27 protein-coding genes and 1 tRNA gene are annotated in these 24,807 nt (G+C 58.1%); 15 read left to right on the top strand and 13 right to left on the bottom strand.

Features of this window, described 5'->3' with window-relative positions; genetic code table 11:
- Positions 1–8: 8 nt before the first annotated feature.
- From AC2TEL_RS10610 to AC2TEL_RS10600, 3 genes are read left to right on the top strand one after another with little or no spacing between them, the layout of a single operon-like run.
- A complete protein-coding gene (locus AC2TEL_RS10610; RefSeq protein WP_480862150.1) occupies positions 9–689 on the top strand; it encodes a TerB family tellurite resistance protein in 681 nt (226 codons plus the stop codon).
- Positions 690–693: 4 nt separating this feature from the next.
- Positions 694–1,707, top strand: a complete 1,014-nt coding sequence (locus AC2TEL_RS10605; RefSeq protein WP_480903749.1) for an endonuclease/exonuclease/phosphatase family protein — start codon at positions 694–696, stop codon at positions 1,705–1,707.
- A gap of 38 nt (positions 1,708–1,745) precedes the next feature.
- The gene (locus tag AC2TEL_RS10600; protein WP_480903746.1) at positions 1,746–2,120 is read left to right on the top strand and encodes a hypothetical protein; all 375 of its coding nucleotides are present in this window, start codon (positions 1,746–1,748) and stop codon (positions 2,118–2,120) included.
- Positions 2,121–2,130: 10 nt separating this feature from the next.
- Here the strand turns inward: AC2TEL_RS10600 and AC2TEL_RS10595 are convergent, their stop codons facing one another.
- The 5 genes from AC2TEL_RS10595 to AC2TEL_RS10575 form a co-directional block, all read right to left on the bottom strand.
- Positions 2,131–3,672, bottom strand: a complete 1,542-nt coding sequence (locus tag AC2TEL_RS10595) for a Ppx/GppA family phosphatase (RefSeq protein ID WP_480843749.1) — start codon at positions 3,670–3,672, stop codon at positions 2,131–2,133.
- A gap of 49 nt (positions 3,673–3,721) precedes the next feature.
- Positions 3,722–4,411, bottom strand: coding sequence for an HdaA/DnaA family protein (locus AC2TEL_RS10590; protein WP_480903743.1), 690 nt, complete (start codon positions 4,409–4,411; stop codon positions 3,722–3,724).
- Positions 4,412–4,414: 3 nt separating this feature from the next.
- Entirely contained in the window at positions 4,415–5,485 is a 1,071-nt protein-coding gene (locus AC2TEL_RS10585; protein ID WP_480903740.1) for an AI-2E family transporter, read from the bottom strand.
- Between the two features lie 89 nt (positions 5,486–5,574).
- Positions 5,575–6,549, bottom strand: coding sequence for an isopenicillin N synthase family dioxygenase (locus AC2TEL_RS10580; RefSeq protein WP_480843746.1), 975 nt, complete (start codon positions 6,547–6,549; stop codon positions 5,575–5,577).
- Entirely contained in the window at positions 6,549–7,913 is a 1,365-nt protein-coding gene (locus tag AC2TEL_RS10575; protein ID WP_480903737.1) for an FAD-dependent oxidoreductase, read from the bottom strand. The genes AC2TEL_RS10580 and AC2TEL_RS10575 overlap by 1 nt, the downstream gene beginning before the upstream one ends.
- Before the next feature lie 169 nt (positions 7,914–8,082).
- Here AC2TEL_RS10575 and proS point away from each other — a divergent pair, with 169 nt between their 5' ends.
- A complete protein-coding gene (proS, locus tag AC2TEL_RS10570) occupies positions 8,083–9,423 on the top strand; it encodes a proline--tRNA ligase (protein ID WP_480903735.1) in 1,341 nt (446 codons plus the stop codon).
- A 24-nt stretch (positions 9,424–9,447) separates the two neighbouring features.
- Here proS and AC2TEL_RS10565 read toward each other — a convergent pair whose 3' ends face one another.
- Positions 9,448–9,807 carry a hypothetical protein gene (locus AC2TEL_RS10565; protein WP_480862149.1) on the bottom strand — a complete coding sequence of 120 codons (360 nt, stop codon included), beginning with the start codon at positions 9,805–9,807 and terminating at the stop codon, positions 9,448–9,450.
- A 445-nt stretch (positions 9,808–10,252) separates the two neighbouring features.
- On the opposite strand from AC2TEL_RS10565, the gene AC2TEL_RS10560 reads away from it, so the two are divergent.
- Both AC2TEL_RS10560 and AC2TEL_RS10555 read left to right on the top strand, forming a co-directional pair.
- Positions 10,253–11,539 (top strand): lipoprotein-releasing ABC transporter permease subunit, encoded by a 1,287-nt coding sequence (locus AC2TEL_RS10560; protein ID WP_480903732.1) that lies wholly within the window; start codon positions 10,253–10,255, stop codon positions 11,537–11,539.
- A complete protein-coding gene (locus AC2TEL_RS10555; protein ID WP_480903729.1) occupies positions 11,532–12,218 on the top strand; it encodes an ABC transporter ATP-binding protein in 687 nt (228 codons plus the stop codon). The genes AC2TEL_RS10560 and AC2TEL_RS10555 overlap by 8 nt, the downstream gene beginning before the upstream one ends.
- On the opposite strand, the gene AC2TEL_RS10550 is transcribed toward AC2TEL_RS10555, so the two are convergent.
- On the bottom strand, positions 12,202–12,639 hold the full coding sequence (locus tag AC2TEL_RS10550) for a DMT family transporter (protein WP_480844000.1): 438 nt from the start codon (positions 12,637–12,639) through the stop codon (positions 12,202–12,204). The two genes, AC2TEL_RS10555 and AC2TEL_RS10550, sit on opposite strands and share 17 nt — an antisense overlap.
- A 96-nt stretch (positions 12,640–12,735) precedes the next feature.
- Between AC2TEL_RS10550 and AC2TEL_RS10545 the strand changes: the two genes are divergently transcribed.
- Complete coding sequence (locus AC2TEL_RS10545) at positions 12,736–13,143, top strand: c-type cytochrome (protein ID WP_480903726.1); 408 nt, start codon at positions 12,736–12,738, stop codon at positions 13,141–13,143.
- A 4-nt stretch (positions 13,144–13,147) separates the two neighbouring features.
- Here the strand turns inward: AC2TEL_RS10545 and AC2TEL_RS10540 are convergent, their stop codons facing one another.
- Positions 13,148–13,834, bottom strand: coding sequence for a hypothetical protein (locus AC2TEL_RS10540; RefSeq protein WP_480843739.1), 687 nt, complete (start codon positions 13,832–13,834; stop codon positions 13,148–13,150).
- A 42-nt stretch (positions 13,835–13,876) separates the two neighbouring features.
- Entirely contained in the window at positions 13,877–14,539 is a 663-nt protein-coding gene (locus tag AC2TEL_RS10535; protein WP_480903723.1) for a DNA-3-methyladenine glycosylase I, read from the bottom strand.
- Positions 14,540–14,915: 376 nt separating this feature from the next.
- Between AC2TEL_RS10535 and AC2TEL_RS10530 the strand changes: the two genes are divergently transcribed.
- The 5 genes from AC2TEL_RS10530 (at position 14,916) to AC2TEL_RS10510 (ending at position 20,359) form a co-directional block, all read left to right on the top strand.
- Positions 14,916–15,866 (top strand): ABC transporter substrate-binding protein, encoded by a 951-nt coding sequence (locus AC2TEL_RS10530; RefSeq protein ID WP_480843737.1) that lies wholly within the window; start codon positions 14,916–14,918, stop codon positions 15,864–15,866.
- 10 nt (positions 15,867–15,876) lie between these two features.
- Positions 15,877–16,929 (top strand): quaternary amine ABC transporter ATP-binding protein, encoded by a 1,053-nt coding sequence (locus AC2TEL_RS10525; RefSeq protein ID WP_480843736.1) that lies wholly within the window; start codon positions 15,877–15,879, stop codon positions 16,927–16,929.
- Positions 16,926–18,992, top strand: coding sequence for an ABC transporter permease (locus AC2TEL_RS10520; protein ID WP_480903720.1), 2,067 nt, complete (start codon positions 16,926–16,928; stop codon positions 18,990–18,992). Before AC2TEL_RS10525 ends, AC2TEL_RS10520 begins: the two co-directional genes overlap by 4 nt.
- A gap of 81 nt (positions 18,993–19,073) precedes the next feature.
- Entirely contained in the window at positions 19,074–19,763 is a 690-nt protein-coding gene (locus AC2TEL_RS10515; protein WP_480903717.1) for an NnrU family protein, read from the top strand.
- A gap of 74 nt (positions 19,764–19,837) precedes the next feature.
- The gene (locus AC2TEL_RS10510; RefSeq protein ID WP_480903714.1) at positions 19,838–20,359 is read left to right on the top strand and encodes a DUF2478 domain-containing protein; all 522 of its coding nucleotides are present in this window, start codon (positions 19,838–19,840) and stop codon (positions 20,357–20,359) included.
- Positions 20,360–20,518: 159 nt separating this feature from the next.
- Here AC2TEL_RS10510 and AC2TEL_RS10505 read toward each other — a convergent pair.
- A tRNA-Tyr gene (locus tag AC2TEL_RS10505) sits at positions 20,519–20,602 on the bottom strand.
- A gap of 116 nt (positions 20,603–20,718) precedes the next feature.
- Between AC2TEL_RS10505 and rlmB the strand changes: the two genes are divergently transcribed.
- From rlmB to AC2TEL_RS10490, 3 genes are all read left to right on the top strand, one after another.
- Positions 20,719–21,492 (top strand): 23S rRNA (guanosine(2251)-2'-O)-methyltransferase RlmB, encoded by a 774-nt coding sequence (gene rlmB / locus AC2TEL_RS10500; protein WP_480903711.1) that lies wholly within the window; start codon positions 20,719–20,721, stop codon positions 21,490–21,492.
- Between the two features lie 399 nt (positions 21,493–21,891).
- Positions 21,892–22,341, top strand: coding sequence for a YHS domain-containing (seleno)protein (locus AC2TEL_RS10495; RefSeq protein WP_480843730.1), 450 nt, complete (start codon positions 21,892–21,894; stop codon positions 22,339–22,341).
- A gap of 200 nt (positions 22,342–22,541) precedes the next feature.
- Positions 22,542–23,012: a CoA-binding protein gene (locus AC2TEL_RS10490; RefSeq protein WP_480903707.1), complete on the top strand. Its 471-nt coding sequence runs from the start codon at positions 22,542–22,544 to the stop codon at positions 23,010–23,012.
- Positions 23,013–23,016: 4 nt separating this feature from the next.
- Here the strand turns inward: AC2TEL_RS10490 and AC2TEL_RS10485 are convergent, their stop codons facing one another.
- The 3 genes from AC2TEL_RS10485 to hisF form a co-directional block, all read right to left on the bottom strand.
- Positions 23,017–23,592: a hypothetical protein gene (locus tag AC2TEL_RS10485; protein WP_480903704.1), complete on the bottom strand. Its 576-nt coding sequence runs from the start codon at positions 23,590–23,592 to the stop codon at positions 23,017–23,019.
- A 79-nt stretch (positions 23,593–23,671) separates the two neighbouring features.
- Positions 23,672–23,989: a phosphoribosyl-ATP diphosphatase gene (locus AC2TEL_RS10480; RefSeq protein WP_480903701.1), complete on the bottom strand. Its 318-nt coding sequence runs from the start codon at positions 23,987–23,989 to the stop codon at positions 23,672–23,674.
- Positions 23,986–24,747 carry an imidazole glycerol phosphate synthase subunit HisF gene (gene hisF, locus AC2TEL_RS10475; RefSeq protein ID WP_480862144.1) on the bottom strand — a complete coding sequence of 254 codons (762 nt, stop codon included), beginning with the start codon at positions 24,745–24,747 and terminating at the stop codon, positions 23,986–23,988. Before hisF ends, AC2TEL_RS10480 begins: the two co-directional genes overlap by 4 nt.
- Between the last annotated feature and the right edge of the window lie 60 nt (positions 24,748–24,807).

Raw genomic sequence — 24,807 nt, 5'->3', positions numbered from 1 at the left:
GTGCGCCCATGTCGATTTGGACCCGCATATCCGACGCGCTGAGCGCGCTTGCCAAGGGCGAAAGCCTGACAGCAGTTTTTGAGAAACTTCGCACGCCGCCGGAGCGTTCGGTGGCCTTTGCCATCGCGGTGATCGCACTGGGCGCCAAGATGGCCAAGGCCGACGGGCAGGTAACACGCGACGAAGTGACGGCGTTTCGCGAGGTGTTTCAGATCGCGCGCGAAGATGAAGAGGGGGCGGCGCGTGTTTTTGACATGGCCCGCACGGATGTCGCGGGGTATCAGGATTACGCCCGCAAGATCGCAAAGATGTTTGGCGAGGACAGCACCACCCTGTGCGACCTGATGGAAGGGCTGTTTCATATTGCCATGGCGGATGGGTTCTACCATCCGAACGAAAACGAGTTTCTGGAGGAGGTCAGTCGCATTTTTGGCCAATCCGAAGCTCAATTCATGGCCCTGCGCGCGCGGTTTGTTCCGGACGCGCCAAATGACCCTTACACTGTGCTCGGCGTGCCCCGGGATATGCCTTTGTCCGATATCCGCAAAGTCTGGCGCCAGCTTGTTCGCGATACACATCCGGACGCGATGATGGCCCGCGGTGTGCCGGAAGAAGCGGTGCGTCTGGCGGAAAAGAAGATGATCGACATCAATCGCGCCTGGGACGAGATCAACGGGGCAACGGTCTGAGCCGATGCGGCTGGCGACCTATAATATCGAATGGTTTGCCAATCTGTTTGATCGAAATGATGCGTTGATCGTGGATGACAGTTGGTCGGGCCGTCATGACATAACGAAAGCCCGGCAGGTCGAAGCCATCGCCAAGGTTCTGACGGCATTGGACGCCGATGCGATCCTGATTGTCGAGGCACCCAATACAGGAAAGTCCCAAAACACAGTCCGCGCACTTCAACAGTTTGCCGAGGCTTTCGGCCTCAGGACAACGCGCGCTGTTATGGGGTTTCCCAATGACACACATCAGGAACTGGGGCTGCTTTTCGACCCAGATATCCTGCGCGTTTGGCATGACCCGGTCGGAGAGCCTACGACCGAAGCCGGCAGTACCAATACACCGCGATTTGATGGGGTTTTCAGAATAGACCTGGATGTGGACGCCACGGAAGATCTTGTCAGATTTTCCAAACCTCCGATGGAGTTGGCCGTCGAATTGGCAACCGGCGCATCTTTTCGCCTGATCGGGGCGCATTTGAAGTCCAAGGCCCCCCACGGCGCAGAAACCAGAGACGAAGCGATCCGCATCTCGATTGCCAATCGCCGTAAGCAACTGGCTCAGGCGATATGGCTGGCCCGTCGGGTCGAGGCTCATCTTGCCGATGACGAGCCCACTATCCTGCTGGGTGATCTCAACGACGGTCCCGGTCTGGATGAATTCGAGCACTTGTTTGGACGTTCCTCGGTCGAAATATTGTTGGAGGCCGGTCTCTATGATCCACATGCTGCTCGGGCATATGGGCGGCGCCCCGGCTCGGTCCCTTCCACGGCGCGTTTTGCGCGACCGGACGAAGGCCGTTTCCTTGAGGCACTGTTGGACTACATAATGATCAGCAATGACTTGCGTGACCTGAACCCGGAATGGCGTATCTGGCATCCGTTTCGGGATGCCGCCTGCTGGTCCAACCCGGAGCTCAGGGATGCCTTGCTGACAGCTTCAGATCATTTTCCGGTTACGCTGGATATCAACCTGTAACCTTTCAACCTGAATAAGCATCACCTATATTTTTTGCCATGCAACGTATCGCGATGATCTGCGCGGCCTGTACGGCCATGGCTATTCCAGCCCATGCCCAGGAAGAAGGCGGTCAGTCTCTGATGGAACAGGGTGCCGAGCTGTTTCTGGAAGGCCTGCGAAAGGAAATGGAACCGGCCCTGGACGAATTGCTGAGGCTTACGGATCAGTTCGGCCCGGCAGTTCAGTCCTTTATTCAAGAGATGGGTCCCGCCTTGGCAGAGCTGGCGGCGCAGATCGATGATTGGAGTGTCTATGAGATGCCCGAATTGCTGCCCAATGGCGACATTATCATCAGGAAAAAGCCACAACGAGATGAGCCGCAGGATATTGAGCCCGAGATTGCGCCGTCTGAAGGTTTGACCGAAATTTGATCAACCAGGATCAGCCTCGCAACTTCACTCGGCTCTCCGAATTCAGGGCATCAGCAAGTGAATTGAACCGGGCTTCAGCCACTTCGTTGAAAAGTGGTGCGGCTTCTTTTGGCAGGATCAACTCCAGCTCACGTTTTTTGGGGAAGTAACGTAATTCACCCATTGCTGCGTCCTTCTGCATCCAGAGCATGGCACCAAAACGCATGGCTTTGCCAAGAATCTCGGCTTGCTTCTGGCCTGCTTCATCAAGCAGCTCGTACAGCGGCGCAAACCGATTGCCTTCACGTTTGTTGCGGTACCGGTGTTGCAGGGCCAGGCCGATGAAGACCCGTTCGGAATGCTTCAGGCCACTCATGTTTGCGCGCGTTACAGTTTCGAAACAGACCTCGGCGCGATAATCAGGGTGCGCACGCCAGCTGACATCATGCAACAGGCAGGCAGCCTTCACCAACCGCACTTTTTGGGGTGGCGCTGAACGGAAAAGGGGCATGACGAAATCGAAAAGATGTTTGCCGAATCCGGGTAGTCGCGCGTCCTTGGCCTCGGAAAAGCGGCTGGCCTCGATCAGTGGGTCCCGGTCGCGCACATGCTGCGGCATTTGCTGATACAGCAACCCTTCGCGAATACCGTAACTTGAGATCGCGATGTCCTTGGGTTTGAACGTTCGGATCAAGCGCGCAAGAACATCCATTGCAAACGGTATCAACGCCATGCGCGAACTGGAAACTCCGGCTTTGCTGCGCAGCTTGTCCGGATCGTTCTTTTCAATGAACTTGATGGTTTCGCGAACCTGTTTATGGGTCATGCGGTATTCGTGCAGCACGTTTAGCGGATAGCCGCGACGCAACATATCCAGCCGTGCAAATGCGCGCCAACTGCCTCCGACCAGAAACAGGCGATCTCTCTGTGGACCCATCCGATCGCGCATCTCTTCCAGCGTTTGTTTGATATGCGCCTTGCGGGCCCGGCGACCGCCCTTGATGTCGCGCAGTTTCAGCGGGCCCAATGGTGATGTCATTCTACGGCCTACCTCGCCGCCTCCGATCTCGGCCAGCTCGACCGACGAACCGCCGATATCGCAGATCAAGCCATAGGCACCTGGCCAGCCAAGTAGGACCCCCTGGGCAGACAAACGCGCCTCTTCCTCGCCGTCGACAACCTTGATCGCCAGACCAGTCTTTTCTTTCACTTCTTCGCAGAAGTCAGGCCCGTCTTCGGCTTCGCGTACGGCCGCAGTTGCGACCGCGTGCAGGGCAGGTAGCCCAAGATCGTTGGCTAGGAATTGAAACCTTTGCAGGGCTGCCAGCGCCCGAATGCGTCCACGCGGGTTAAGTCGCCCCGTTTCCGATAGGCCAGCCCCCAATTCACACATGACCTTTTCATTGTAAAAGTAGGCCGGAGATCGCGCCGCCCCGTCGAAGATGACCATCCTGACCGAGTTCGATCCCACATCCACGACACCCACTTTTGACAACGCTCTGGCGTCGGGATCGTCAAAGAGAGGCGTTCCAAACGGGCCGTAGTCGGGGGTTTCAGTCACAGTCTGTTTCATGGATTCCCCAGAAGTTCCGGCCACAGGATGCGAAATCGTTGTTGCCCGGTCAATCGTCGGTGGTGAGCTTATTGGCCGCAGTATTCAAAACACGCGCTGCCAGCGCCCTGGTAATTTCCCGTTTCTCCCTGAGCGCCAAATCGTCCAGTTGGTCAACCACGCCAGCCGCGTTTTCAAAACTGCGATCCATATGTTTGACGAGATACGAGATGACATCAGGGCCGGGGTTCAACTGCCGGTCCGTAAACAACTTGGCCAGCACTGCCCCTAACAATGCGTCGTCCGGGCTTTCCAGCGCAACATGATGCGCGCCCTCGACGCGGCTTTGCAGATCGGCAAGCGGCAAGTTCCACAACTTCGGGGTTTCGCGCCCGGTCATCAGCAGGGTGTGGCCTTCGGCGAGGGCGAGGTTGTGCAGGTGAAACAGTGTCTTTTGTTGCTCGAGGTCCGATGCGATCAGCGGCACGTCTTCGACAGCGACGGGCGCGCGGGCCAGATCCGGAACATTTTCGTACCGTAATGCAGAAGCCGATAGGATCCGCGCGCCGGTTTCGCCGGCCCAGACATGCGCCAGATGGCTCTTACCTGATCCCGCAGGGCCGCTCAGCACCAGCTTATTTCCAGGCCAGGATGTGGCCGAAATCATCGCAACAGCCAGTGCGTTGGCAGGCGAGACAAAGAAATCCTCGCGCCCCAGCGCCGTCTTGGAGGGCAAATCGAAACTCAGCTGAGTGGCCATCTCTTAGTCTTCCTGCTCCAGCCCTTCGTGACCGGTGTAGAGCCGGCTGTGCAGGTATTTGTCAGTTGCAAACCGCGCCAGCACGCCCAGGGCCGCCGCGACAGGAACAGCAACCAGCATTCCGACAAACCCAAACAACGCACCGAATACCGACAAGGCCAACAGCAGCCAGACGGGATGCAGGCCCACAGAACTGCCAACCAGTTTCGGCGTCAGAAAATTGCCTTCGGTCACCTGCCCAAGCGCAAAGATCCCCGCAACCAGACCGATATGAGCCCAGTCCCCCCAGAACTGAAACAGGGCCAGACCAATCGCCAACGTGCCGCCGATCAGGGCGCCTAAATACGGTATGAACGTGACCAGACCTGCGATGAAACCGACAATCAGGCCGAACTGCAATCCAACGACCATCAAGGCGATGGCGTAATAGGTGCCAAGGATCAGACAGACCGTACCCATTCCGCGCACGAAGGATGCAAGGACCGCGTCAATCTCACTCGCCAGCCGCTTGATGGTGGGGGCATGGTCGCGCGGCAACAGCTCGCCAATACGGGCGATCATTCGATCCCAGTCCATCAGCAGATACACAGCAACCACCGGGACGATCACCAGCAGCACGACCACATTGATGGCCGATCCCAGTGAAGCCAGAACGGTTTGCAATACATCTCCGGTTTTGGACTTCAGCGTCTCACCGAATGAGACCAGCATCTGGTGCGTGTTGGATTCGCTGTCCAGAAGCGACGGGAACTGTTTTTCAATAAAGGCACGTAATTGCTTGAAAAGGCTGGGAAGAGTGTCCACCAGATCCAGAAGCTGCGTAATCAGCGCAGGCACGACCATAAGGATCATCAGGACAAAGCCAAGCACACCAACCACCGTGATGATCCCGGTTGCCGCTATTCGGGACAGGCCCAGTTTTTCCAGCCGGTCCGCTACCGGGTCAAGAAAATAGGCAATCGCGCCACCGATGACGAAAGGAAGCAGGACGTCGCCCAGAAGGTACAAAACCAGTACGAACACCGCCGTTGCGATGCCCCAATACCTGAATTGATCCTTAACCGGCAAAGCCATGGCGCATCCTTCTTAGCGGCGCATTGCCATGTTCTTGGCGTATGAATGCCTGCGATGCAAGTGGTTCATAGCTCAGCCGGTTTTGCTGGTCAGTCGTGAAGCGTTCCCAGTTCGGGCGTATCCCTGTCGGCGGTTTCGTCGGGCCAGTTGGTCCTCCAGATCTCGGCCGACCAGTGGCCGCAATGCACCGCGGGACGGTCAAAGCCGGGAAGCGGCGTTAGCAGCGGTTTCACTGTGACGTCGTGGCGCGGCACCGCAAAATAGGGGAACGAATAACGTTCTCGCCCTGATCTGTTGACCACTCGATGTGGTGTGGATTTCAACCGGCCGCCCGACCAGAGTTCGAGCATATCGCCGATATTGACCACAAATCCACCCTCGGGGCAGTCCGGAGTGACCCAGCCGCCCCCGCGGGTCTGAACCTCCAGTCCGCCGACCGGATCCGGTGCGATGATGGTCAGGGCGTCGGTATCTTTATGCGGGTGGATGCCGTAACCGCCCTCATCAGGTGCCTGAGGCGGGTAGTGTAGCAGGGTCATATTGGTCATTGGGTCGCTGAACGCCTGGCGCAACGCCCCGGGTCCAAGTTCCAACCCTGTTTCAAGCGCACCCAGCAGCTTGTCCGTAACACCGTCCAGTGCTTGCCAATACTCAAGGATAGTGTCCCGGGCCTGCGGAACTTCCTGTGGCCAGTGGTTGGGGCCATACAGCGGGCATTCCACACGGATGGCGGCGTCCTCGGCGGTTTCGCGATGCAGTTTGTAGCCTTCGTACTTGTCGGCTTTGCCGGACCCGTCATTAGGGGTGAAGAAACCCATCGGGATATAGCCGCGATAATTGTCCCGCGTAATTGCCTGATCCCATTTTCTTTTCTCCGGAATAGCGAAAATTTCACGGACGCAAGCGCGCACGCTACCTATTGTCTCTTGCGAAATCCCAGTGCCCGTAATCGACAAAAAGCCGATTCCAGTGCAAGCGTCGAGAATCTGCCGAACCGTCCTTGCAAAATGCGGATGGGTTGAGTCGCCGAGCGGTGAGATATCAATGGTCGGAATACTGTCCATCAGTGGATCCTGACCCCTTGGCGCTGCAATTCTGAGTGGACTGGCGCAAGGTTCAGGCAATCCAGCTCCTGATTGGTTTTGAGCGACAATGCAGCGGCAATACCCGCGCCCTGACCCATAACCGCGCAGCAGGCCATGTTGCGTGTCGCGGCATGCGCGACCTTGTCCGCGCCGTGCGACCGTCCAGCAACAAGCAGACCCTTGATCCCTTTTGGCAGCATCGAGCGGTACGGAACTTGCATGTACCGCCCCGTCGTCGGCAGGATCAGAATGCCGTAACCGTCGATGAACTCAGGATAGATACCGATTGTATCTTCGAACCGCCCCTGATGGCGTGCGTCGTCTTCGGTCATGTTGTAGACCGCGTTGATCTTGCGCGTGTCGCGAATGCCGATGGTCATCCCAAAATTCCGTAATCGTGCGTTTTCGCACCCGGGCATGAAACGCCGTAGCGCCTCGATGGCCAGCATTGTCTGGCGGCGGCCTTCGATCTCTCCCTTGGTCAGGCTGTCCGGGTCGGTGCCGTCTATCTCTGCCAGATGGATCAGGTTCATGTAGGTCAGTTCACCCGTGTCGTGCATTGCGCCCCAGGTGCCGGCGATGGTGTTCAGATGCGCAGGGATGAGCCCCTCTTCGATGGCCTGCTGGAACGGCTTCTTGACGAAGGGCGAGAACATGTCGTCCTCTTTTCCGCTTGTTTCGATGTTCCATTCACCGCCGCCGCCCCAGTCCTTGTAGGTTTGCGGATCAGATTTGATGCCCTCCATGAAGGCACGCTTGTCGACACCGGCCAGATGGAACATGACCGAGGCGGCCATCATATCCTCTCGCGGGGTCTTATGAGTTGGTGCGCCTGCGCGATGGGCCACATCGGCGTCACCAGTGGCGTCGATAATCACTTTGGCCAGGATCGCTTCGCGTCCGGCCTTGGATTCGGTAATGATCCCGGTGATACGGTCGCCCTCCATGATCGGAGCCACGAACTGCCGGTGCAACATTGGGTGCGCGCCAGCCTCTTCAACCAGTTTGTCCGCGACCAGTTTGAATCCTTCACTGTCCAGTTCATAGCTGAGCGACTGGCTTTCCGGCACGGCCGCGCCCATTTCCTTGGCACGCGTTTCGAACTCCATGCCGATGCCGCCAGCCTCGACGGTCTGTTCGTGGCGGTACCACGCGAAGCCCTCGACCCCGACGGCGGTGATATTACCTCCCATGCAGCCAAATCGATCGACCAGAGACACTTCGGCCCCTGCGCGCGCTGCGGCCAAGGCGGCAGCCAGCCCTGCGGGACCTGATCCGACAACTAGAACGTCCGTCTTGTGGATAACGGGAATCTGCCGGGCGGGTTCCTGAATCGTCTGCATTGGAGCCTCATGAGTTTTACATTTCTGTCACACTTGAGGTTCCTGACTGACTGGTCAATCCAAAAACCGACTGACCTGAGGTCGCAATTTCGCCAATGCCCGATTGCCCCCGGCGAGGCTTTGTCATAAGCAGCTTTGAAGTCGAATTCTCACCTTTGAAGGTCATACAATGCGCCTCAGCCGTTACTTTCTGCCCGTTCTCAAGGAAAACCCATCCGAGGCCCAGATCGTCAGCCACCGGTTGATGCTGCGCGCTGGTATGATCAAGCAGGCCGCAGCCGGAATTTATTCGTGGCTGCCACTGGGCTTCAAGGTTCTGCGCAAGCTGGAAAATATCGTCCATGAAGAGCAGGCGCGGGCAGGTCATATTCCGATACAGATGCCGATCCTGCAATCAGCGGACCTGTGGCGCGAATCCGGTCGCTATGACGATTACGGCCAGGAAATGCTGCGGATGCAGGATCGCCACGGGCGCGACATGCTGTATACGCCGACCGCCGAAGAACTGGTGAGCGATATCTTCCGCGGTCACGTCAACAGCTACAAAGATCTGCCGCTGACGCTGTATCAAATCCAGTGGAAGTTCCGCGACGAAATCCGTCCCCGCTTCGGTGTGATGCGGGGTCGCGAATTCTATATGAAAGACGGCTACAATTTCGACCTGACGAAAGAGGACGCGCTGCACGCCTATAACCGGCACCTTGTCAGTTACCTGCGCACCTATGAGCGGATGGGTCTGCAAGCCATTCCGATGCGCGCCGATTCCGGCCCCATCGGTGGTGACGATACGCATGAATTCCTCGTGCTGGCTGATACAGGTGAGTCTGAGGTCTTCTATGACAGCGCCGTTACCGATCTGACCTTTGGCGACCGTGAAATCGACTATGACAACCGTGAACAGTGCCAGGCGATCCTTGAGGAGTTTACCTCGAAATACGCCCGCACGGACGAAACCCATGACGAGGCGCTGTTCAACCAAATCCCTGAAGAACGCCGCCGCGTGGCGCGCGGGATCGAAGTTGGTCAGATTTTCTACTTTGGCACCAAGTATTCCGAACCCTTGGGCGCCACGGTTCAGGGACCCGACGGTAAACCCGTCCCGGTTCACATGGGTAGCCATGGTATCGGTGTCAGCCGCCTGATCGGTGCAATCATCGAGGCCAGCCATGATGACAAGGGCATCATCTGGCCCGAAGGCGTGACGCCGTTCCACTGTGGCATCGTCAATCTGAAGCAAGGCGATGAAGAGGCAGACGCGGCTTGTGAGAAAATCTACGCGGCGCTTACCGCTCTGGGGCTTGAACCGCTATATGATGATCGCAACGAACGGGCAGGGGGCAAGTTTGCCACCATGGATCTGATCGGTTTGCCGTGGCGTATCACTGTCGGGCCGCGTGGTTTGAAGAATGGCGTAGTTGAACTGACCAGCCGTCGAACCGGAAAGAGTGAAGAACTGAGCCCCGAGGCTGCCGTCAGCAAGATCGCCAAGATCTACGAACAGATCGCCTGACAGGACGGGCCGTTTCGTTACGCTTTAAGACGCACCCTGTGTTGGCCGAACGGCCAGCACATCGCCGTCGGCCTGACTGCCTCGGGCCACGACGATCGGGCGGCCCATGCGTCGCACCAGCTCCCGAAAGTCCAGGCCCAGAAACCGCAGCCCGCAGATCCGCTGGTCCGTCATGCGGTCGGTAATGCACAGCCGGCCTTTGCGGAAGGCGAGACGATAGCCTTTTTCTTTCAGAATGTCCGTCAGGTTGCCCCAGTTTGCGGCGCCGGTGAATAACGGGCGGATAGAAGCGCGTAACAGTGCTGCGCTTTCGCAATCCAGGTCTGTTGATGCCGTGCGGGTCAAATTCGACCCAACTGTTTCAAAGTCACTATCAAAATTCATGAGCGTACCCCCGCTCTAAAATCGTTACCCCCAACAACAGGGTGTCAAAGTTTCTTAAATTAAGCAAAAAGCGAAAGAAAATTGCTTAGTATATGTTGCATTTTGAATTCAGTTTTGGATGCAATAATCACATTGACTTCATAACCGAAACAATACCGCGATGTCTGTGAAGCGCGTCACAACTGCCGGTTTAATCAGGTCAAAGCGTGTCTATTTTTGGAGGATCGCCTAACAGGAGCGCCGTGCAGTGATTCGCAAGTGTCACGCTTAAGCATCAGAATTTCGCAACGTGAGGCCAGGGTCATGAGCGCGTTCGGTAAGCAGACAAAGCTGTTTTGCAGACCGCCGCCGACCAATCGGTCTGACCTGCATTGCCCCCCATAACCGACTTGACCATCCGCCCAAATGCCTAAAGGGTCGCGGCAAAACAATTGTCGGAGCAGGAATGGCCAGTACACCCCCGCCTTTCGCCCCATTTGAATGGAAAATTGCATGGCGATACCTGCGTGCACGTCGCGCCGAAGGGGGCGTCAACGTGATGACATGGATATCCCTGATCGGGATCACGCTTGCAGTGTTTGCTTTGATTGCAACCCTCGCGGTGAGGTCAGGTTTTCGGTCGGAGTTTGTCGGCACAATTCTGGGCGCGAATGCACATGTCACTGTTTACTCGACAGGCGAGATTGATGGGCAAGGTCATGTCGACCGCACCATTGCCAACTATGATGAAATGGCCACGCGCATCGCTCAGGTGCCGGGAGTGGAACGGGCTGCTCCACTCGTCAAGGGTCAGGTACTGCTAACCAACCGGGATCGCAGCTCCGGGGTCGAAGTGTTCGGGATTCGGCCGGATGACCTGTTTAGCCTGCCGGGAATTGCCGAAAGCGATCAGGCATACGGTGATCTGACCCGCTTTGACGAGGGTATTGCCATCGGCTCGGGCGTGGCGCGGGCTATTGGGGCAAATGTGGGGGATACGGTCAAGGTAACCTCACCCAACGGCGTCAAGACGGCCTTTGGAACTTCGCCGCGGGTCAACGCTTATGAAGTCGTCTATGTCTTTTCCGCCGGTCGCTATGACATCGATCGCACCCGTGTCTACATGCCGTTTGACGAGGCGCAGAGTTTCTTCAACCGCGAAGGCGTTGCCGACGAGATCGAGGTGATGGTTGCACAGCCCGAAGACTTGAACCCGATTCTGGTTCCGATCCTTGAAGCTGCCGGTGATAGGCCGCAATTGTGGACATGGCAGGATGCATCGGGCGGGTTTCTTCGCGCGCTCGAGGTTGAGGACAACGTGATGTTCATTATCCTGTCGATCCTGGTTCTGATCGCGGCGATGAACATCGTTTCGGGCCTGATCATGCTGGTGAAGAACAAGGGCCGCGATATCGGGATCCTGCGCACCATCGGGCTGAGCGAGGGGTCGGTGCTGCGCGTGTTTTTTATCTGCGGGGCCTTCACCGGGATCATCGGCACCGCGATGGGCGTCATCCTGGGGTGTCTCTTTGCGATATACATCGACCCGATCTTTTCGTTTGTGAACTACGCCATGGGCGGAGGGGTGTGGGATCCATCCATCCGCGGTATCTACGCGTTGCCCGCGGAACTGCACCTGTCTGATGTGCTCAAGGCCATTGGTCTGTCTTTGGGGCTTTCTTTTCTGGTCACATATTTCCCGGCCCGCCGCGCGGCGCGGCTGAACCCGGTCGAGGCGCTGCGCTATGAGTGATGTAACTTTGCGGCTGAACGGCCTGACCAAGTCCTACTTGCAAGGCACGCCGGGCGAGCTGCAGGTATTGCGCGGTGCCGATCTTGAGTTGCGCGCGGGCGAGGCGGTGGCGCTGGTGGCACCTTCTGGTGCAGGTAAATCCACACTGCTGCATATCGCGGGTCTGCTGGACACTCCCGACACCGGCACGATCGAGGTTGCCGGGCAAGCCGCATCGGGCAAAGGAGATCGCACGCGTACGGCGATCCGGCGGCGCGATGTTGGATTTGTCTACCAGTTCCACCACTTGCTTCCGGAATTCACCGCGCTGGAAAACATCGTGTTGCCGCAACTCGCCAATGGTGCCTCCGAACGGGTCGCGCGGGAGCGGGGGATGGTACTGCTGGATCGCGTCGGTGTCGCCGCCCGGTCTGATCATCGCCCTGCCGCCCTTTCGGGCGGCGAGCAGCAGCGGGTTGCCTTCTGTAGAGCTTTAGCCAACGAGCCGCGTGTTCTGCTGGCGGATGAGCCGACAGGTAATCTGGACCCCGAGACCTCGGATCAGGTGTTTGCCGCGCTGATGTCGCTTGTGCGTGAAGCCGGATTGTCAGCGCTGATCGCAACGCACAATCTGGACCTTGCGGCCCGTATGGATCGCATGGTGCGTTTGGACGCGGGCGTTCTCAGGCCAGCTGAGTAATTGCAACGCCGATGGCCATGACCGTGATACCTGCGGCCCGTGTCAATGTGAGCGGCGTGATCTGAGCGCCAAATAGGCCGAAATGGTCAATCGCGGCGGTGCTGATCAGCTGACCCAGCAATACAAAGAATACGGCATTTCCCACCCCAAAATGGGGTGCCACATGGGTAATGGAGAGCACGTAGAAGGCAATCAGCACGCCGGCAAGAAACAGGTGTTTAGGGGCACTGGCTGCTTTGGCAAAAGCCTGACCGCCCGGCAACACCATCAAGGCAAGCGCGGAAGCCGCGAACGCAATGCCAAACAAGATAACCGCCGCAGTGTTCGGCGACCCGATCAGCTTGCCAAGGGCTGCGTTCAGCGCTGCGAGAACCGGTATGCCAACTCCGGCCGCCAGCATGATCGCCGCGTATTGTGTCATGATAAGCCCTTCCAAGCTGAAACTGTTGATCTGGATCATTGCCTTCAGCAGGGCTTCGGGCAAGCCTGTAAATGTCTGATTGCAGTGGAGGAAGCGATGATCAGGTGGTACTTCAAGACGTGTATGGCGGCTGCGCTTGCTGCGATTCCCCAGTACGCTGCGGCGCAGGATGCCGAAACGGGTGCTGAGTTGTATCAACACTACTGCGCGACCTGCCATGGGCTGGATGCGACCGGGCACGGTCCGATGGCCGGGGTACTGATTATTCAGCCAACCAACCTGAAAACCCTCGTTGACGAGGATGGCGTCTTTCCAACAGCTCGGGTTGTGGCGCGTATCGACGGGCGTGACCCTCTGGTCAGCCACGGCAGTCCGATGCCGGTCTACGGTCCGTATTTCGAAGGGCAGGATACCGCGATCAAGACCGCAGACGGGCAACCGATTTTAACAAGCAAACCTATTGTCGATTTGGTTGCGTATCTGAAAACACTGCAGGGCAACTGACGCTTCAACCGCATATCCCCTGAAGCTCGGCCCCGGCCCACGGCAGCAGCACGTCGCGTTCGCGTCGCGCGCCCGGCAGCTTCGACACGTCGAAGTGGGGGCTCAGCATTTTGTGCAGTCGTTTGGTGCGTGGTGCATCAGGGTCCAGCGCACGGCAGCACACGTATTCTTCGACGATCGACCCCTGCTGTTCATACCCATAGGCCAGAAAATCGGGCGAGGTATCCAGATCGAACAGGTAAGGGTCGCTTTGTCTTCCATGTTCTGCGGCTGCGCGCAGGGGGTGGTACCCGGTCGTTTTGCGGTTTTGCCATTGCCAGACATGTGTCAGTTCATGAGCTAGCAACATCGCCGCGATCAGGTTCATCTGATCCGGGTATTCGGTCATGTAGTCGTCCAGATACCAGTCTCTTGTGAAATACACGCGGTTGAACAGCGCGACGGCTGCCGGCTTTCCGGTTACGGTTTCCTCTTTCGCCGGCGGCAGGATTCGTTCCCGGCAAGCAAGGCGGGGGCGCACCTTTCGAGTATAGGTAATTGCGGTCACCGGCGCGCCTTCGACCAGTCGCACCCGGTCGAGATTCAGCGTTTCACCATGAATATTACCGGCAAAGGCGCGTTCTTGCTCGGTCAGGGGACGACCGCAGGCTGAAATCAGGAACACGATGCATATCAGCAGGGGACGAACCATGGGTATGAGCCTAATGCGTCCAATCCGCTCTGCAAGCCGTTTTCAAAGGCTCATCGCCAGAACTCGGCTGATCTCGGTCAAGGAGCGCCCGGATTGTTCCATCCAGATGTTGAAAGCGTCCTGAACTGCTGTCATCGCTTTCTTCGACGTTGCGGGTTTGTCGATCACGCCTTCGGCGATCAGGCGGGCCGTGACATCTCGTGACAGGATGAAACTGTCACGCCCGGCAAACCGCATCGCGTACTGCGCAGACGCGCCGCCCAGCCGCGAGCCGCGCTTTGCCAGCATCGCAAGCAAACCGATGTAATCGGACGACGGCCACCCCCCGAGCACCTGTCCAGCACCACCTTCGTTCCGCAGTTCCAGCAGAAAGGCAGCGTTGTCGCGGACCGATGCGATCTTGGTGCCGTTTCGCACGATCCTTGTATCCTGAAGCAAGGCGTCGAATTTTTCGTCGTCCATGAACGCGCAACGCCCCACGTCAAAGCCGTCGAAAGCGGATTCGAACCCCTCCCATTTTGCTTCGATGACTTTCCAGTTAAAGCCGGCCTGAAAGACGGTCTTGCTGATCGTCGATAACCAACGATCGTCAGACATCTCGGCCAGCTCTGCTTTGGATTTCGGTTTGACCAGTTTGCCTTCCAGAGCGTCCAACCCACCGTGGCGGTCCGCAGCCAAGGTATGGATTTCGTCGAAATTGCGCATGTCGGACCTCCTGTTTATCGGGAAGTGTTGCCCGTTTGTTCCGTTCTGGCAAGTGGGAATTTCAGGCGTCTGAGACCGCCGGCCAAGTCGCAAATTCGCGATCGATGGTCGATCTGTGATTTTTGTAATTGACTAGTCAATCAATTTCCCGCAGCCTGCGACGAGAAACAAGCCAGATGCGCGCAAAGGGGTGCAGACGGGATGGGGAGGGTGACGATGGTTCTTCGGTCGAACAAAACGACCAAGCGGCCAACTGTTCTCTTTTCTTTTCCGACAGAATTTGTGCATGCTGCGACATGGTTTTGTAGTCGGAGAACACCTTGGTCGGGTTTTGCCTGTCACAAGGGGTCTTAAAGGAAAACAGGGAGTTAAACTGATGAAAAAACTAGGTGTAAGCCTTCTGGCGATGACCGTTGCCGGTGCTGCCAGCGCCGCCGACATGGGCGCTGTGGACGAACCAATAAAACTGGCGATCAACGAATGGACCGGGCAGCACGTTACGACACATGTTGCCGGAGAGATGTTGAAAGCTGCGGGTTACAACGTCGAATACGTGACGGCCGGCATGATGAACCAGTTCCAGGCGTTGGCGGACGGCGACATCGACGCAACGCTGGAAATCTGGTCTTCGAACGTATCTGACGAATATGCCAAGAAAGTTGCCGAAGGCACTGTCGTCGAAATCGGCGATCTGGGGCTGGATGCCAAGGAAGGTATCGCATACCCGGCGCACGTTGCAGATCTGTGCCCTGGCTTGCCCGCGTGGGAAGCTCTGAAAGATTGTGCGCAGGTCTTCGCAACGGCTGAAACGTTGCCCGGCGGGCGCCTGGTTGACTATCCGGCGGATTGGGGCACACCGGGAGCTGATCGCATGGTCGGTCTCGAGCTGCCGTTCAAAGCCGTTCCGGCAGGTTCCGAAGGTGCTTTGATCGCAGAACTTCGCGCTTCGACCGAGCGTAAATCACCGCTGCTGATCACTTTCTGGCAGCCGCACTGGGCGATGTCGGCCTATGACGTGCAATTCGTCGATCTGCCGGCTGGAGAAGAAGCTTGCTTTACCGATCCGGCATGGGGCCCAAACCCCAACGCGGTCAACGATTGCGACTTCTCTCCGTCCCGTATTTTCAAGGCCGGTTGGAGCGGGCTGGAGGAAAAGTGGCCTGCCGCCTACGAGATTCTGTCCAACTATCAGCTGGCTGTTGAAGACCAGCAGCCGATGATGGGCGCAATCGACGTGGATGGTGGTTCCGTTGAAGAAGTTGTTGCCGCCTGGATGACAGAAAACGAAGGTAAGTGGCGTCCGGTTGTCGACGCTGCAACACAGTGAGCTGACATAAGTGACTGAAGCGACTACGCCAGCCATCGCCTGCCAGAATCTCTGGCAGGTCTTTGGCCCCGGCGCTGACAAAGCCCTGACCGACGCGCTGTCTCGGTCAGGGAATGATGCCGACAAAGCCGCCGCTGACTTGCGCGACAACGGGTTCATTCCAGCCGTTCAGGATGCCAATTTTGAAGTCAGGGATGGCGAGTTGTTCGTCATCATGGGCTTGTCCGGGTCGGGCAAATCCACGCTGATCCGCTGTATTTCGCAACTTTTGCCGGGTACGGGCGGTGAGATTCGCGTTGATGGCGACAACGTCATTGGTGCCTCAAAGAAAAAGCTGACCGAACTGCGCCGCAAAAAGCTGGGGATGGTGTTTCAGCATTTCGGCTTGTTCCCGCATATGACAGTGGCCGAAAACGTAGCCTATCCGCTGCGTGTCCAAGGTGTCGGTCGCAAAGAGCGGCTTGCCCGCGCTCAAGAGGTTATTTCGCTGGTGGGTCTTGAGGGCCGCGAAGACAGTTTTCCCCGCCAGCTATCCGGTGGCCAGCGTCAGCGAGTAGGGATCGCGCGGTCTTTGGCCGTGAATCCCGATATCTGGTTTCTGGACGAGCCGTTCTCGGCGCTCGACCCGCTGATCCGCCGCCAGTTGCAGGACGAATTCCTGCGTATTCAGGCGACGCTGAAGAAATCCATCGTGTTTATTACCCACGATATCGCCGAGGCGCTGAAACTGGCAGACCGTATCGCCATTATGCGCGATGGCAAGATCGTTCAGATCGGTACGCCATCGGATATCGTGCTGCGCCCGGTCGACGACTATGTGCGAGAGTTTTCCAAGGACGTCGCAAAAGGCCAACACGCCAAGGTCGCTTCGGTCCTGCATCACGGAGAAAGCGACTATGGCCCCGATGATCCCGGTCTGACGACGTCGATGACGCTGGACGCTGCTTTGGCGCATTGCATGGAACTTTATGAACCGGTGCCTGTACGGGACGAAAATGGCGCCATCGTTGGCACGGTCCACCCGTCCGATCTGGCGGCGGCCTTGCAGGTGGATGAAGCATGACCGCCCTTACGGATGTTTCGGTGCACAGGCATGCTCGAATGACGGCAGGAGCGCAGGCGGCTCTGATCACGCTGGTCGTTGGCGCGCTGTGCCTCGCGCTTGAGGGCGTCGCTCCGTGGCTGATCAAATGGCCTGCTTCTTTGGAGTTGCCCGCAACGGAATGGGTGGGTTCGTTTCTGGCCTGGTTCCTGAACGGTATCAAACCCGCCGCGCGACTGTTCTCGGATTTGATGGCATACCCGATGGACTGGGCCAATTTCGTGCTTGGCAATACACCCTGGCCGATCCTGATCGGCCTTGTTACAGCGCTGGGTTGGTATCTGGGCGGGCTACCGATGGCGGCGCTGGGTTTCTTCGGGCTCTGCTTTGTACTGGCCTCAGGTTATTGGGCCGAAAGCATGAATACGCTGGCCCTAGTCGCGGTATCTGTCCCTGTGGCGCTGATCGTCGGCGGTGCAATCGGTATCCTCGCCAACGAAGTCCCTCGGGTGAAATCGGTGGTACAGGCCGTGTTGGATGTCATGCAGACGGTTCCGACATTTGCCTATCTGACCCCGTTGTTGCTGCTGTTTGGATTTGGTCCCGTTGTGGGACTGATCGCTTCGGCTATTTATGCAGCCCCTCCGATGGCCCGCAACGTAATGCTGGGCCTCGAGCGGGTGGAGCCGGAAATCAAAGAGGCCGCCATTATGTCCGGCGGCAATCGGTTCCAACAGTTGTTTCAGGTCGAGATCCCCTCGGCCGCAACCCAGATCATGGTCGGCGTAAACCAATGCCTTATGGCAGCCTTGTCCATGGTCATCATCGCGGCCGTCATCGGCGGTTTCAATGACATCGGCTGGGAAGTCCTGCTGACCATGCGCAAGGCCCAGTTTGGGGAATCGCTGCTGGCCGGCCTGGTGATCGTGGTCTTTGCCGTCGTTATCGACCGCATGAGCGGGACCTTGGCCACAGAACGCAAGCGATACGACCAACGTGTCGTTTGGGCGGTACTGGGCTTCACTGTTCTGCTCACGGTCGCATTCTGGGCCTGGCTTCCGAACCCGTCTGAGCTGACCCTGCTGGACCCGCTTGCCGGCGCTGTTGATAGCGGCCTGACAGCGTTTACGCAAAGCAACGGCCCGTGGCTGGACGCGCTCAAGAACAACTCGATGTTTTATGTGCTGCTCCCATTGCGGATCGGCCTTGATCAGGCGGTGCTGCCGTTCACCTGGGGCTTTGCCTGGACACCAACGATGAGCTACGGCCTATTTGCCTTTGGTGCGGTGATCGCACTGGTGATGGCATGGCGCGGGCATCTGACCGGCGGGCTGGTGGTTCTGATCCTGATCGGAATGTTGGAAACGGGCATTGCCAACCTGCCGTGGCCCTTCGTATTGACCGGCGCTGCCGCTCTGGGCTGGGTCGCAGGCGGCTGGCGACTTGCGGCGCTGTCGGTTGGGTTGCTGTGCACCATCCTCGTTTCGGGGCTGTGGGAGCGGGCATTGTTGTCGCTGTACCTCAGCGGTGCGGCGGTGTTTTCGTGTGCCGTGCTTGGTGGCTTGATCGGTCTGGCAAGTGCTGTTTGGGGACCGGTGTGGAATGTGGTTCGCCCGATCTGCGACATGTTGCAGACCATACCCTTGTTCGTGTTCCTGATTCCCGTGTTGATGGTGTTCCAGATCGGCGAGTTTTCGGCATTTCTGGCGATTTGTGCCTACGCGATCGTACCGATGATCCGCTACACCCGGCACGGTCTGGTGAACACGCCGGACGAGATGATGGAGGCCGCGATTTCCAGCGGCGCGACCGAGTGGCAGATCCTGCGTGACGTGCGTGCGCCTTACGCGGCGCCAACCATCCTGCTGGGTTTGAACCAGACCATCCTCTATGCCTTCGCCATGCTGGTCATTGCGGCGCTGATCGGCACGACCGGACTGGGTCAGTCAATCTATCTGGCACTGGGGCAGGCGGATGTGGGGCTCGGCATCTCCGCCGGTGCAGCCATGGCAATTCTTGCCCTGATCGCCGACCGAATGGTGCAGGGTTTCGCCGAGGAACGCCGGAAAGCGCTCGGCCTTTAAATCATGGCAGGGGCGGTGCGACCGCCCCTTTGCCCGGCTTGATTTCGGACAAGGACCAGAAGCAAACCGAGGTCTAAACCGGTGACAGTAAGTTCGGAGGCAACCATGGCCGGTTGGGGCATATTCTTCGCGGCTCTCATGACCTTTTTGCTCAGCCACGCCATTCCGGCACGCCCGGCTGTGCGGGGGTGGCTGATCGGTGTGTTTGGGCGGACTGGCTACTTTGCCGCCTATTCGGTCCTTTCTCTGCTCGTGCTGGCCTGGCTGATCCTTGCCGCCGCCAATGCGCCCTATGTCGAGGTGATCCCGCCCTATGCCGCATTGCGTTGGGCGCCGATCCTGATCATGCCTGTGGTGTGCTGGCTGGCAGTCGCCGGTCTGACCATACAAAATCCGTTTTCCTTCGGAGGCCTTGGAAGTGCATCATTTGACCCCGATCACCCCGGAATACTGCGCACGACCCGTCATCCAATCCTTGTGGCGCTAATGCTGTGGGCGATTGCGCATCTGCTGGCGAATGGCAGCCTGTCTCATGTGATCCTGTTTGGGTTGTTTGCCGGATTCGCGGGGCTAGGCATGGTCCTGGTTGATCGCCGCAAGGCACGGGATATGGGAGCTGATTGGTCCCGTCTGTCCAGAAACACCGCGCGCCTGTCGCTGCGCGCGCCTCGGCCATGGCCGCGTCTCTGGGTCTGGCTGGTCGCCGCCGCAGCATATGCGGCCCTCATCCACCTGCACGCATCCGTGATCGGCCTCTCAGCGCTGCCGTAATGGTGCGGAGTGGTCGCGGAGCCCGTTGCGTGCTATCTGAAACGAAACACTGGAATTCTCTGAGGGTTTGAAGAATGAACCTGGCCTATGTCACTACTACCGATCGCGGAGCAACGGACCGATTGCTAAGCGCGGTTGCCGAACGCCTGCTGGCGAAGGGCGCCCGGTTGTCCGGCGTTGTGCAGACCAACACCGAATGCGCCGACAACACGAAATGCGATATGGATCTGCGGGTCCTGCCCGATGGCGACACAATCAGAATCTCGCAATCTCTGGGGGCAGAATCGCGCGGCTGTCGTCTGGACCCCGCGGCGTTGGAACAGGCGGTGGGCTATGTGACGGCATCGCTAAGTGAAGCGCCGCAACTTCTGATCGTCAACAAGTTCGGCAAACATGAAGCCGACGGTCGGGGCTTCCGTCCTGTGATTGGCGAGGCTTTGGCGCTGGAAATCCCGGTACTGGTCGGCGTGAACAGTCTGAACGAGGATAAGTTTCAGGACTTTACGGACGGAGCAGCGGAGGCTTTGGAACCGGATGTAGACGCGATTGTCGCGTGGTTCGACCGGATCGATGCGCTGCGCACCGCTGCAGAGTGACCCGCAGCCCCCCTAGCCGAAACGCGTAGCGGGTGCGCTGATTCAGTGAACCTCATTAGGAGTTTCACCCTTTCCGAGCTTCACGCGCGTGTGGATGCATCACGCATGGATGCTCTGTGTCGCCGTTCAAAGAAGGAGTGCTGTATGGAGGTTGGAGAATGGTGGGCGACCCTGGAATCGAACCAGGCGTGCGTCTCCGCGAGGGAGTTACAGTCCCCTGCCACACCTTGCGGCCTGTCGCCCACTGTCAGGCGTTGCACCTGACGTGGAGGCGTGATTACTAGCGCGCCTAAGGAGCGTCAACAGGAAAATTCCGCTTTGACGCAGGAAACGTATTCGTCGGCCCGGAGGCTAATGACATGAAGAAACCCAAATGGGTCGTCGAGAAGGAACAGGCGCGCAAAGCGGCGGCCTCGGAAACTGTTTGGCTGTTTGGATTGCACGCCGTGCGCGATGCGTTGATGAACCCGGACCGTAAGAAAATCCGCCTGATCGTGACCCGGAATGCGAATGATAAACTGGCCGACGCGATAGAGTTTGCGGGGATCGAGGCCGAGATGGTGGACCCGCGCAAATTTACCGCTCCTATCGATCCGGGTTCGGTCCATCAGGGTGCAGCGCTCGAAGTCAAGCCGCTGGACTGGGGTGGACTTGCGGAAAACTGTATCGGGCGCGAAAACCCACGCGTGCTGCTTCTGGACCGGGTGACTGATCCTCATAACGTCGGGGCGATCTTGCGCTCGGCCGAGGTGCTGGGGGCCAGTGCCGTAATCGGGACGCGACACCATTCCGCCCCGGAAACCGGCGCACTGGCCAAGACCGCCAGCGGGGCACTGGAAAGGCAGCCTTATCTGCGGGTCCGCAATCTGGCCGATGCAATCGTCGAATTGCAGGGCATGGGGTTCCTGGTGCTCGGCCTGGACGGTGAGGCGGAGGAGACAATAGAAGCGGCTCTTGAAGGGCGGCGAGACCGACCCGTGGCGTTGGTGCTGGGTGCCGAGGGGCCGGGACTGCGCCAAAAGACCAAAGAGACCGTGGATCAACTGGTTAAGATTGACGCGGCGGGTGGATTTGGGTCACTGAATGTCTCAAATGCGGCCGCGATTGCCCTATATGCATCGGGACGCAGATAGCAGGAGGTTCCAATTTCCACGCCGCCCAAAATCGCAACGTGCTGCTATTGCGGCACCCGCGCAGCACTGGTTCTGAAAGGCAAGCAGCAGCACGAGCTGAGCTGCTCGAGCTGTGGTGCGCCACTGCATAACCTTAAGATGATGCCCAAGGCCAAGTTGGCAGAACGCAAACCAAAGCAGCCCTCAAAATACGAAAAAAGATACGACAGGCCGAAAAAGAAGAAGAAAAAGGGCCTTTTCTCGCGCGTACTTGATGAAGCCTGGGACGCGATCGAGGACGTTTTCGACTGATCCGACTGGGTCTTGGCACGGTTGTTCACATCAACGTCATCGGGGGTTTCTACTGGTGCATGAAACATGCATGTTTAAACCTTCAAATTGATACTGAATGAATCGCTCATGTTGTCCAGACGCACATTTCTTTCTGCCCTGACATGTTCCGCTTTGGCGCCAATGGTCCGGGCGCAGACCATGCCGATGTTTTACGCGGCCGGCGGTGTGGCTGTGTCCGGCTATGATACCGTTTCATATTTCAGAACCACTGGCCCTGTAGCCGGGCGGCCTGAGATAGCCCTGATGTGGAAAGGGGCGACCTGGAAGTTCGTGTCCGAGGAAAACCGCGACCGGTTCGAGCGCAATCCACGCGCCTTTGCCCCTCAGTACGGCGGGTATTGCTCGTATGCCATGGCGAAGGGCAAACTCATCAGTTCGGACCCGTTGGCCTGGAGGATCGTCGACGGGAAGCTGTATCTGACGCACTCCCCAGCAATCGAACAGATTTGGCAGCGAAATGTGGGTAAGTTCATCCGTCAGGCTGACAAGAACTGGCCGGGCATTCTGTATCAATGATAGGCGGGTTTCCGCTTTTCGTGATATGTCATCACAAAAATGCGCTCCCCCTCTTTTTTTTACCGAACTCGTGCTTAAATGTCACAGTGACCGCGGAACGGAACTGCCGCGGGTCATTTCACTGTCCCTCGTTCCAACAACTGGCGCCCAGGAAGTCCTGGGCGCTTTTTTCTTTTAGTCGGTACGGTTAGGGTGCCGACATGCCAGATTATTCCGACGTGTATCTGAAATCCATTTTGCAGCGCACAAAGGTTGTTGCCGTTGTAGGTGTGTCCCTGAATCCGGTGCGGCCCAGTTATTACGTCGCGCGGTACCTGTCGCTCAAAGGGTATTCAGTGATCCCGGTAAACCCCGGGCATGCAGGCAAGGTTCTTTTCGGGAAAACGGTGCGCGGGTCCCTATCGGATATTACAGAAACTGTTGATATGGTGGATATTTTCCGGCGCTCTGAAGCCGTGCCGCCAATTGTTGATGAGGCGTTGGAGGTACTTCCTGACTTAAAAACGATCTGGATGCAAATCGGCGTCGAAAATCAAAAGGCGGCTGAGAAAGCTCTAGCGCGCGGCATTGATGTGATCATGAACCGCTGCCCCAAGATCGAATACCAACGCCTGTTTGGCGAATTGCGAATGGGTGGCTTTGCTACCGGTGTGATATCGTCGAAGCTCTGAGACCTTAGCCGCCTGGCAGCGGCTTCAGGCGTGCCACTTGTTCCTTGCGGCGCTTTTCCAACACAACCTCGCGTGGAACCCATTCATAGCGCGTATCCTCGGACAGCGGAGCCCAGAACAGGACGCCTCCGTAACGCCAGGGGTCCAGAACCACCCCGTCATACATGGTTTCTCCCCGGCGGCTGATAATGGCAGTGCTGTGATCGATTCGGAACGGATTGTCCGCATTGGCGATTGCGCGATGCAGCGTCAGGGTTTGAAAATTCTCCTGTTTCAGCCTCCGCTCGATATCTTCGGCCCAGTGCCAACAGAGGCCGCGGGGGCGCAATCCCTTGTTAACCTTGGCATTGTGGATCAAGGGTGGGTCGGTAATCTGGTATTCCTGCACCAGCTGCGCAGTATAGGAATAAGCAATGCTGGCGGCACGATCCGCTTCTTCCCGATCGATGTCCGGCCCCAGGCCTTGGATTTGGGTTGAAAGCCGTTGAACATCATCGCTGCCGGCTGGGGGCGGGGTGGAACAGGCGCCAAGTGCTACAAGGGCAAACAGCGCCAGTGCATATGCCAAAGGTCTGATCATTCCTGCACCCTCAGATTGTCGCGCCAGCGCGCATCAGCCCGAGTATAAAGACCGAGGCCTGACACCGGAACCCGCCGGGTCAATTGTCTGGACGAGTGGCCTTTTCCGCGATGCCGCTGACGCCCTGACGTCGCGCCAGTTCCTGCAAAACGGCATCCAGAGATACGTCGCGTGCGGCCAGCATGACCAGCAGATGATAGATGACATCAGCCGCCTCGGCAGTCAGTTTATCAGAGTCACCCTTGACGGCTTCGATGATGGCTTCGATTGCCTCTTCCCCGAATTTCTCGGCGCATTTCTCGGGTCCCTTGGCTAGCAGTTTGGCGGTCCAACTCGACTCCGGGTCCGCGCCTTTGCGGGTTTCGATGGTTGCTGCGAGGTCGTGAAGAATGCTCATGTCAGCCTCATCGGGATGCCTGCGGCGGCCATGTGCTCCTTGGCCTCGCGGATCGTGTATTCGCCAAAATGAAAAATCGAGGCCGCCAGAACTGCACTGGCTCCACCTTCGGTAACACCTTCGACCAGGTGGTCAAGATTACCCACACCGCCAGACGCGATCACCGGTACATCCACCGCGTCCGAGATGGCGCGGGTGAGAGGCAGGTTGAATCCGGCCTTGGTGCCATCGCGATCCATCGAAGTCAGCAGGATCTCACCTGCGCCTTTGGCGACGACGGTTCGGGCAAATTCAACCGCGTCGATGCCGGTGGGTTTGCGCCCGCCATGGGTGAAAATCTCCCACTTGCCGGGGCTGACGGTCTTGGCGTCAATCGCGCAGACGATGCACTGGCTTCCGAACTGATCCGCGGCCTCGGCTACGACGTCCGGGTTCGCTACGGCAGCAGAGTTAAAGCTGACCTTGTCCGCACCCGCCAGCAGCAGCGCGCGAACGTCATCCTTGGTCCGAACGCCGCCGCCGACCGTCAGCGGTACAAAGCACTGTTCGGCCGTGCGTTGCACCACATCGAACATGGTGCCCCGGTTTTCGTGGGTGGCGTGGATGTCCAGAAAGCAGATTTCGTCCGCGCCCGCGGCGTCATAGGCCTTGGCCGATTCCACCGGGTCGCCTGCGTCGCGCAGACCCACGAAGTTCACACCTTTGACCACGCGGCCATCAGCGACATCCAGGCAGGGAATGATCCGGGTTTTCAACATGGCGCATCCTTTGTTGCCGCACCTCTACCGGCAAACCCCCGCCGATGCCAGAGTTGTGAT

The organism is Ruegeria sp. HKCCD9138 (genome assembly GCF_057220975.1).
This window is presented reverse-complemented; position numbering and strand designations above follow the sequence as displayed.